Below are 8,851 nucleotides of genomic sequence, written 5' to 3' on the forward strand. Positions count from 1 at the left end.
ATCGCCGACTTGCCGTAGAGCATGGCGCCGTGGAAGGTCTCGGAGCCGATCTCGTCTCCGAGCTCATGCGCCTCGAGAAAGCGCGTATCGGCATCGACCTCGCGGTGGATCAGCTCGAAATTCGAGCGCAGACCGGCCACGTGGCTTGACTTGGAGGCGAGCTTGAGCTTGCCCGAGCGGCGGAAATCGCAGGCGATGCTCTCTTCGGCGATGACATCCTCGATCATGTCGATGGAACGGTCATAGGCCTGCCACAGAGCCTTGGCGCGCTCGGTGCCGAGATGCGCCTTGGCCTCGCCATAGCCATGCGCCATGCCGTTGTTGAGGTGGCCGCCATTGCGCCCCGAGCCGCCAAAGCCCACATGCCGGGCCTCGAGCACCGCGACGCTGACCCCGTCCCGGGCGAGCTTGCGGGCGGCGTTGAGGCCGGTGAAGCCCGCGCCGATCACCACCACGTCGACGCGGCCCTCGACCGGCCCTGCCTCGGCCGATGCAAAGGCAGGCGCCGTGTCGTGCCAGTAGGATTTGAACTGCATCGCGGTGTGTCCTCTCAGAGACCGACGACGCCGGGCAGGCCGGAAATGTCCTTGATCTCGGTATAGCCGTAGAACGGGTTGGCGGGCTCATGGCCGCGGTTGACCCAGACCTTGTTCTCGATGCCAAGGTCATGCGCGGTCATCAGATCGTAGCGGAACGAGGAGGAGACGTGCAGCACGTCTTCCGGGCCGCAGCCGAGCATGTCGAACATGTACTCGAACGCGCGCATCTGCGGCTTGTAGGCCCCGGCGCTCTCGGCGGTGAAGACATGCGCGATGGGCGCGCCGAGCTTCTCGATATTGTGCGGGATCTGGCTGTTCATCGAGTTGGTGAGCGCCACCAGCGGGATGTGCGGCGCGATCTTGGCAAGCCCTGCGGGCACGTCGGGGTTGGGGCCCCATGTCGGCACGCGGTCATAGATCTTGGCCGCGATCTCGGGGTCGAAGGCGACGCCATTGCGCTTGCAGGTGCGCTCGAGCGCGTTGTGCACCACCTCGGCATAGGGCTTCCATGCGCCGAGCACCTCGTCCAGACGATAGGCCGAGAAATCGCGGATGAAGACCTCGATCTTCTCCGGTCCGAGCTGTTCGCCATAGAAATCGCGGGCGGCACCGGCCATGTCGAAATAGATCATCGTGCCGTGGCAGTCGAAGGTGATGAATTTGGGGCGGAAGGTCATGTCTGTCTCCGGGGGTGCGTATTGCGGCCATCTTGGCCCGGCCCCGGCGGAAGCGCCTGCCGCGTTTCTCCCGCTGAGCGCATGAAATTGCGTTTGTCGCGATACGGGCGGCACGCTCTGCCGCGGGGCCGGGGCATTCGGTGACTGCGGCGGCGGGGCAGGGGGCATGTTGGCGGCAGTTTGATACCCTAAGACCCGGAGACCTCCGATGAGCCTGCTCGTCCCCCTCGATACCGCCCCCGATTTTGCCCCCAAGGAAGGCAGCGCCGCCCCCGACCGCCTGCTCGAGGGCGCGCCTTCCTACAAGACATGGGAGCTCGACACGGCACTGGCCGAGGCCGCCAAGTGGGGCAAGATCCGCACCGGGGTCTGGGAGGCCACCGCGGGCAAGACCATCTCGATCAAGGGCGAGACCTTCGAGTTCTGCCACATCCTCTCGGGCCGCTGCGAGATCAGCGAGGACGGCGGTGAGACGCATGTCTTCGGCGCCGGCGACAGCTTCGTCATGAAGCCCGGATTCACCGGCAGCTGGAACACGCTCGAGACGGTGAAGAAGATCTTCGTGATCGCCTCCTGATGCGCGCGACAGAGAGTCTCGAGCGGCTGGTCGGGTTTCCCACCGTGGTGGGCGGCCCGAACGGCGCGCTGATCGACTGGGTCGCGGACTACCTCGGCAGCCATGGCGCCAGGGTCACGCGGCTGATGGGCCCGGAGGGCGACCGCGAGAACCTCTTCGCGACCCTCGGCGATCCGTCGCGGCCCGGCTATATCCTGTCGGGCCATGTCGACGTGGTGCCGGCGGGTGAGCCGGGCTGGCAGGGCGATCCGTTCGTCCTGCGCCAGAGCGGCGAGCGGCTGATCGGGCGCGGCGCCTGCGACATGAAGGGCTTTGTCGCCGCCGTGCTCGCGGCGGTGCCGGAGCTGGCCGAGATGCCGCTCGGCGCACCTGTCCACATTGCGCTGTCCTATGACGAAGAGGCCGGCTGTCGCGGCGTGCCGCATCTGCTCGAGAAACTGCCCGAGCTCTGCGCCGCGCCGCTGGGCTGCATCGTCGGCGAGCCCTCGGGGCTGGTGCCGGTGCTGGCCCACAAGGGCAAGGCGGCGCTGCGGCTGAGCGCCACGGGCCGCGCGGGGCATTCCTCGCGCCCGGATCTCGGATGCAACGCCATCCACGCGCTGACCCCGGCGCTGGCGCAGGCTGTGGCGCTGGCCGGAGAGCTCGAGAGTGGGCCGCAGGATGCGCGCTTCGAGCCGCCCTATTCCTCGCTTCAGGTGGGCACGATCTCGGGCGGGCAGGCGCTCAACATCATCCCCGACGCGGCCGAGGCCCGGATCGAGGCCCGCGCCATCGCCGGGGTCGACCCCAAGCAGATTTTGCAGCCGCTGCTGGAGATCCCCGGCGTGGCGGCGGAGTGGCTCGCAAGCTATCCGGCATTGGCGCTCGAGGCCGATCATCCGCTGGCGGCGCTGAGTGCCGCGATCTCCGGCCACGCGCCGCTGCAGGCGGTGTCCTATGGCACCGAGGCGGGGCTGTTCCAGCAGGCCGGCGTGCCATCGGTGATCTGCGGGCCGGGCGATATCGCGCGCGCCCACAAGCCCGAGGAATACCTCACCGAGGCCGAGCTGTCGGGCGCGCTCGAGATGGTGCTCGCGCTTGGCCGAAGGCTGATCTGAGCGCGGCATATCCTGCGGCGCCCCGTGGTGCTGGCAGCGCAAACCTGCGGCGCGGGCGGAGGATCAGGCCAAACCTGCCGCCCGTGCGCCCCTAAGCTGAGTCCAAGAGACGATCCAAGAAGAGAGATGCCATGACCGCAGCTTCTCCCACGAAGGCGCCCACGCCTGACCTTGCGCTGACCGCGTTCGCGCCCGAGCATATCGACGGCGCGCTGCGCCTGTCGCGGGAGGCCGGCTGGCCGCACCGCGCCGAGGACTGGGCGCTGACGCTCTCGGTGTCGCGCGGCGTCGTGGCTGAGGCCGACGGTGAGATCGTCGGCACGGCGCTGTGCTCGATCTTCGGCGAGGTCGCGACGATCAACATGATCATCGTCGATGCGCGGATGCGTGGGCAGGGGCTTGGCCGCAGGCTGATGCAGGCGGTGCTCGATCTGGCCGGCGCGCGCGAGCTGCGCCTCACCGCGACCGCCGACGGGCTGCCGCTTTACGAGAAGCTGGGCTTCGAGGCGACGGGTCAGATCCGGCAGCATCAAGGCATCGCCCTGGCCGCCGCGCCGGAGCTTGCCGTCGCACTCGGAGACGCCGAGGGCGTCGCCGCGATGGATCTCGCCGCCAGCGGCATGGACCGCGCGGCGCTTCTGGCCAGCATTGCCGAGCGCGGCACGGTGCTGCGCGCGGAGGGCGGCTTCGCGCTGCTGCGCGATTTCGGGCGCGGGCAGGTGCTTGGCCCGATCGTGGCGCGCGACGCGGCCACCGCGCGGGCGCTGCTTAGCGCCGGGGCCAGCCGCGCGGCGGGCGGTTTCCTGCGCGTCGACCTGACCGATGCGGCGCTGGCCGCCGATGCCGAGGCGCTTGGCCTCACCCATGCCGGCGGCGGCACCGCCATGGCCAAGGGCGCCCGCCCTGCGCCGACCCCTGAGTTCACATCCTACGCCCTGGCCTCGCAGGCCCTCGGCTGATCCACCGGAGCACATCATGCTGACCAATTCCCTTGTCGAGCTGGACCGCCAGCACCTCGTTCACCCGGTTTCCTCCTTCCGCGGCCATGAGGCACGCGGCGTGCGCGTCCTGCGCTCGGCCAAGGGCGCGACCGTCACCGACGCGGAAGGCCGCGAGCTGATCGACGGCTTCGCCGGTCTGTGGTGCGTCAACGCGGGCTACGGCCACGAAAGCGTGGTCGAGGCCGCCGCCGAGCAGATGCGCAAGCTGCCCTATGCCACCGGCTATTTCGACCTTGGCGCCGAGGCGCCGATCCGGCTTGCCGCCGAGCTGGCCGAGCGCAGCCCGGGCGATCTCAACCACATCTATTTCAGCCTCGGTGGCTCGGACGCGGTCGACAGCACGATCCGCTTCATCCGCTACTACTGGCACGCCAAGGGCCAGCCCGGGCGCGACCAGTTCATCTCGGTCGAGCAGGGCTATCACGGCTCGACCACGATGGGCGCGGGCCTGACCGCGCTGCCGGGCTTTCACGACGGCTTTGGCGTGCCCTACCAGTGGCAGCACAAGATCTCGTCGCATTATGCCTACCGCAACCCGGCGCAAAGCGCGCAGGAGATCATCGACGCCTCGGTGGCCGAGCTGCGCGCCAAGGTGGCCGAGATCGGCGAGGACAAGGTCGCGGCTTTCTATGTCGAGCCGATCCAGGGCTCTGGCGGCGTGCTGGTGCCGCCCAAGGGCTGGATGAAGGCGATGCGCGATGTCTGTGCCGAGCTCGAGATCCTGTTTGTCGCCGACGAGGTGATCACCGCCTTCGGCCGCACCGGGCCGCTCTTTGCCTGCGAGGACGAGGGCATCGTGCCCGACCTGATGACCACCGCCAAGGGCCTGACCTCGGGCTACGTGCCGATGGGCGCGGTGTTCATGCGCGATCATGTCTACGAGACCATCGCCGATGGTGCCGGCGCCAAGGCGGTGGGCCACGGCTTTACCTACTCGGCGCACCCGGTCTCGGCGGCGGTGGCGCTCGAGGTGCTTTATCTCTACGAGAGCGGCCTGCTGGAGAACGGCCGCAAGGCCGGCGCGCGGCTGATGGCGGGGCTCGAGAGCCTGCGCGATCACCCGCTGGTCGGCGACGTGCGCGGGCGCGGTATGCTCGCGGCGGTCGAGCTGGTCACCGACAAGGCGCAGAAGACCCCGCTGCCCGCCAGCGTGCAGCCCGCCACCCGGCTTTTCGACCGGGCATGGGAGCAGGGGCTGATCGTGCGCAGCTTCCCGCAGGGCATCTTCGGCTACGCGCCGCCGCTGTGTTGCACCGAGGCCGAGATCGACGCCATCGTCGAGCGCACCCGCAGCGTGCTCGACCTGACGCTCGAAGACCCCGAGATCCGCGCGGTGCTGCGCTGATGGCGCTGCTGCTGCTGGGGCCGGCGGTACGCGCCGCCGTCTGGGCCGAGGTCTGTGCCGAGGCGGGCGAGGTCTTCTACCACGAGACCGCCCCCGCCGAGGAGGTGACCCATCTCGCCTGCTGGGTGCCGCCCGAGGACCTGTCGGTCTATCCCAAGCTGCGCGTGGTGATCTGCGTCGGCGCGGGCGTTGACCAGATGCCGCTCATGCCCGAGGGCGTGGCGCTGGTGCGCACCTACGCGGCCAGCGTCGACGAGATGGTGCGCGACTGGGTCGTGATGGCAACGCTGATGCTGCATCGCGATATGCCGGGCTATCTCGCGCAGGCGCGCGAGGGGCTGTGGCAGGGCGGCGCGATCCCGCTGTCGCGCGGTGCGAAGGTCGGCATCATGGGCATGGGCCGCATCGGCTCGCTCGCCGCCGAGACGCTGGGCGGCATGGGCTTTGACGTGCTCGGCTGGTCGCGCTCCGGGCGCGGGCCGGAGCATGTGCGGATGTTCGACGCAAGCGACCTCGACGCGTTCCTGTCGCAGGCCGAGACGCTGATCTGCCTGCTGCCGCTGACCCCCGAAACGCAAGGTCTGATGGACGATGCCTTCCTCGCCAAGCTGCCCAAGGGCGCGCGGCTGGTGCAGGCCGGGCGCGGCGCGCAGCTGCCGCTCGAGGCGCTGCGCCGCGCGCTCGACAGCGGTCAGCTTTCCTCGGCGATGCTCGATGTTACCGATCCGGAACCGCTGCCCGCTGACCATTGGGCCTGGCGCCATCCGCGCGTCATCGTCACCCCGCATATCGCCGGCCAGACCGACGCGCGCGAGGGCATCGAGCACGCGCTGGCGGTGATCCGCGCCGACCGCGCCGGAGCCAAATTGCCCGGTCTGGTGGATCAGACGCGGGGCTACTGAACGCCTCTCGCAGGGCGCGCGTGGAAATGCCGCGCGCTGCGGGAATACAGAACAATATGCCGCACCCGCCGCCGCTTTCGGAGTTTCCGAAGTGCCAATTTGGGAGAAGCTCTCGGAAAGCGCGGAGCGGTTTTGACGAGATACCACCGCAGATTTCACCGCAAACCGGGCGAAATCGACGCAACACCGGGAGAAATGGCCCGGTTTCGCAGCCAAAGCAGAAGATGCTGCGAAACGTGGGCCTCCCGGCACGGATCAAGGCGCGGGCACCGCGCCGGCGCATCGCAGAAAGGACTGCCGAGATGGCAACGACCACCGCCGTGAAACCCCTGACCGCCTTCGGCTACGTCACCTTCGACGTGGTCGGCACGCTGATCGACTTCGAAGGCGCGATCAAGGACGGTCTGGCCCGGATCGCCGAGCGCGAGGGCATCGACATCGACGGCGAAGCGGCGCTCTCGGTCTATCGCGATGCCCGTTACGAGCCCGGCGCGGGCCTGTTCCCCGACGATCTGGGGCGCTGCTATTCCCGCATCGCCGAAGCCTTCGGCCTGCCCGACACGGAAGAGTATCGGCAATTGATGATCGACACCGTCGGTGAGGCCAAGCCGTTCCCCGACAGCGTCGAGGCGATGGCGCGGCTCAAGGCGCGCTACAAGCTGATCGCGATGACAAATGCCCGCCGCTGGGCCTTCGAGAAATACGCCGAGAAGCTCGGCCAGCCGTTCTGGGCCGGCTTCACCACCGACGATACCGGCTGCGAAAAGCCCGACCCGGCCTATTTCGAACAGGTCTTCGACCATGTCGGCCGCGATGGCGGCAGCAAGCTCGACATCCTGCACACGGCGCAGAGCCAGTACCACGATATCGGCATCTCGCGCGCGCTTGGCATGACCAACGCCTGGATCCAGCGCCGTCACGCGCAGGAGGGCTATGGCGGCACCATCGAGCCGAAGGAATTCACCGAGCCCGACTACCACTTCCACGCGCTGATCGAGCTGGCCCTCGCCGCAGACGAGGCCTTCGAGGCGCAGACTTCTTGATCCATCCCGGCTGAAAGCGGCGGCAAGACCGCGGCGGCCACCCACGCATCACAACAGGGAAGCAAAGACATGACCAAGACCCCCACCAACTGGACCGGCCGCGACGACGCGATGGTCGAGCACATGATCCGCCGCGGCGCCTCGCGCCGGGATCTGCTGAAGATGCTGATGTCTTCGGGCGTTGCCGCCGCTGCCGGCGGCTCGCTGCTGATGCGCGCCAGCGCCGCGGTTGCCGCGACCCCGGTCACCGGCGGCACGCTCAAGGCCGCCGGCTGGTCCTCCTCGACCGCCGACACGCTCGACCCGGCCAAGGCGTCGCTGTCGACCGACTACGTGCGCTGCTGCGCCTTCTACAACCGCCTGACCTTCCTCGACGAAGCCGGCCAGGTGAACATGGAGCTGGCCGAGAGCATCTCCTCGGACGATGCCCAGACCTGGGACGTGAAGCTCAAGTCGGGCGTCACCTTCCACGACGGCAAGTCGCTCTCCGCGGAAGACGTGGTGTTCTCGCTCAAGCGTCACCTCGACGAGGCGGTGGGCTCCAAGGTGAACTCGATCGCCAAGCAGATGACCGAGATCTCCAAGGTCGACGACCTGACGGTGAAGATCGTGCTCGAGGCGCCGAACGCCGACCTGCCGACGATCCTGGCGCTGCACCACTTCATGATCATCGCCGAGGGTACCACCGATTTCACCACCGCAAACGGCACCGGCGCCTTCATCTGCGAAGTGTTCGAGCCCGGCGTGCGCTCGATCGCGGTGAAGAACCCCAACTACTTCAAGGGCGAGGGCCCGTATCTCGACAGCTTCGAGTTCTTCGCGATCCCCGACAACAACGCCCGCGTCAACGCGCTGCTCTCGGGCGACATCCAGTATGCCGCCGCGGTCAACCCGCGCTCGGCGCGCCTGCTCGACGGCAATGACAGCGTCTCGACGCTGATCAGCACCTCGGGCAACTACACCAACCTCAACATGCGTCTCGACATGAACCCGGGCGACAAAGCCGGCTTTGTCGAGGGCATGAAATACCTGCTGAACCGCGAAGCGATCCAGAAATCCGCCTTCCGCGGCCTCGCCGAGATCGCCAACGACCAGCCGGTGTCGCCGTCGAACCGCTACTTCAACCCGAACCTGCCGGCGCGCGAGTTCGACCCCGAGCGCGCCAAGTCGCTGTTCGACAAGGCCGGTCTGCTGGGCGTCGAGATCCCGGTCGTGGCCTCCGACGCGGCCACCGCCTCGGTCGACATGGCGACCATCCTGCAGCAGGCCGGCAGCACCATCGGCATGAACCTCAAGGTCGACCGCGTGCCCTCCGATGGCTACTGGTCGAACTACTGGCTCAAGGCGCCGGTCCATTTCGGCAACATCAACCCGCGCCCGACGCCGGATATCCTGTTCTCGCTGCTCTACTCCTCGGACGCGCCGTGGAACGAGAGCCAGTTCAAGTCCGAGAAGTTCGATGGGATGCTGGTCGAGGCACGCGGCGCGCTCGACGAAGAGCGTCGCAAGGCGATCTACTGGGACATGCAGGAGATGATCGCCAACGAGGCCGGCACCGCGATCCCGGTCTGGATCTCCAACATGGACGCCCATACCAGCAAGCTCGGCGGTCTCAAGTCGAACCCGCTTGGCGGCATGATGGGCTACGCCTTCGCCGAATACGTCTGGCT

General features: G+C 68.1%; 9 protein-coding genes. 7 read left to right on the forward strand and 2 right to left on the reverse strand.

Annotated elements, in window-relative coordinates:
* Both AC6RA4_RS12110 and AC6RA4_RS12115 read right to left on the reverse strand, forming a co-directional pair.
* Positions 1 to 536, reverse strand: a 536-nt coding sequence (locus AC6RA4_RS12110) for an NAD(P)/FAD-dependent oxidoreductase (RefSeq protein WP_500160603.1), incomplete at its 3' end; no start/stop codon positions are given.
* A 14-nt stretch (positions 537 to 550) separates the two neighbouring features.
* The gene (locus tag AC6RA4_RS12115; protein WP_500160605.1) at positions 551 to 1,216 is read right to left on the reverse strand and encodes a haloacid dehalogenase type II; all 666 of its coding nucleotides are present in this window, start codon (positions 1,214 to 1,216) and stop codon (positions 551 to 553) included.
* A gap of 208 nt (positions 1,217 to 1,424) precedes the next feature.
* Between AC6RA4_RS12115 and AC6RA4_RS12120 the strand changes: the two genes are divergently transcribed.
* The 7 genes from AC6RA4_RS12120 to AC6RA4_RS12150 form a co-directional block, all read left to right on the forward strand.
* Positions 1,425 to 1,793: a cupin domain-containing protein gene (locus AC6RA4_RS12120; protein WP_500160607.1), complete on the forward strand. Its 369-nt coding sequence runs from the start codon at positions 1,425 to 1,427 to the stop codon at positions 1,791 to 1,793.
* Positions 1,793 to 2,890: an acetylornithine deacetylase gene (argE, locus tag AC6RA4_RS12125; RefSeq protein ID WP_500160609.1), complete on the forward strand. Its 1,098-nt coding sequence runs from the start codon at positions 1,793 to 1,795 to the stop codon at positions 2,888 to 2,890. The genes AC6RA4_RS12120 and argE overlap by 1 nt, the downstream gene beginning before the upstream one ends.
* A gap of 131 nt (positions 2,891 to 3,021) precedes the next feature.
* Positions 3,022 to 3,849, forward strand: a complete 828-nt coding sequence (locus tag AC6RA4_RS12130; protein WP_500160611.1) for a GNAT family N-acetyltransferase — start codon at positions 3,022 to 3,024, stop codon at positions 3,847 to 3,849.
* A gap of 16 nt (positions 3,850 to 3,865) precedes the next feature.
* Positions 3,866 to 5,236 carry an aspartate aminotransferase family protein gene (locus tag AC6RA4_RS12135; protein WP_500160613.1) on the forward strand — a complete coding sequence of 457 codons (1,371 nt, stop codon included), beginning with the start codon at positions 3,866 to 3,868 and terminating at the stop codon, positions 5,234 to 5,236.
* Positions 5,236 to 6,138: a 2-hydroxyacid dehydrogenase gene (locus AC6RA4_RS12140; RefSeq protein ID WP_500160615.1), complete on the forward strand. Its 903-nt coding sequence runs from the start codon at positions 5,236 to 5,238 to the stop codon at positions 6,136 to 6,138. Before AC6RA4_RS12135 ends, AC6RA4_RS12140 begins: the two co-directional genes overlap by 1 nt.
* Before the next feature lie 302 nt (positions 6,139 to 6,440).
* A complete protein-coding gene (locus tag AC6RA4_RS12145; RefSeq protein ID WP_500160617.1) occupies positions 6,441 to 7,181 on the forward strand; it encodes an HAD-IA family hydrolase in 741 nt (246 codons plus the stop codon).
* A 69-nt stretch (positions 7,182 to 7,250) separates the two neighbouring features.
* A partial coding sequence (locus tag AC6RA4_RS12150; protein WP_500160620.1) for an ABC transporter substrate-binding protein occupies positions 7,251 to 8,851 on the forward strand: 1,601 nt, incomplete at its 3' end.

The organism is Salipiger sp. (assembly GCF_059781815.1).